General features: G+C 44.2%; 1 pseudogene. It reads left to right on the top strand.

Annotated elements, in window-relative coordinates:
* Positions 1 to 342, top strand: a pseudogene (locus G4V62_RS19615) (IS5/IS1182 family transposase); the annotation flags it as partial.

The raw sequence follows: 342 nt of genomic DNA, 5'->3' as shown, positions 1-342 counted from the left end.
GCTGGCCTTTTCGATGCCGGTTACGACTATGAACCAATCTATCAACAGTTAATCGATCAGGAGCTACAAGCTGTCATCCCATATAACCAACGCAATGAAGGGGAAATCGTCGGATACGATGAACATTTCGCACCTACATGCGTCCGGGAACATTCTTATCGTTACGACAGCTTTGATCCAAAGTACAAAACCTTGAAATACACACAACCCAAAGAATGCGCGACTTGCCCATTACGCCATGATTCCCTTTGCCAAAAGACCTTTAAAATCAAGCAGTCTACCGATATCCGAAAGTATACTTCTCCGGCAAGAGGATCAAAGAAGTGGGGCAAACTGTATAAA

This window comes from Litoribacterium kuwaitense, assembly GCF_011058155.1.
Classification (GTDB): domain Bacteria; phylum Bacillota; class Bacilli; order Bacillales; family DSM-28697; genus Litoribacterium; species Litoribacterium kuwaitense.
The sequence above is the reverse complement of the archived record's forward strand: the minus strand, read 5'-3'. Positions and strand labels throughout refer to the sequence as shown.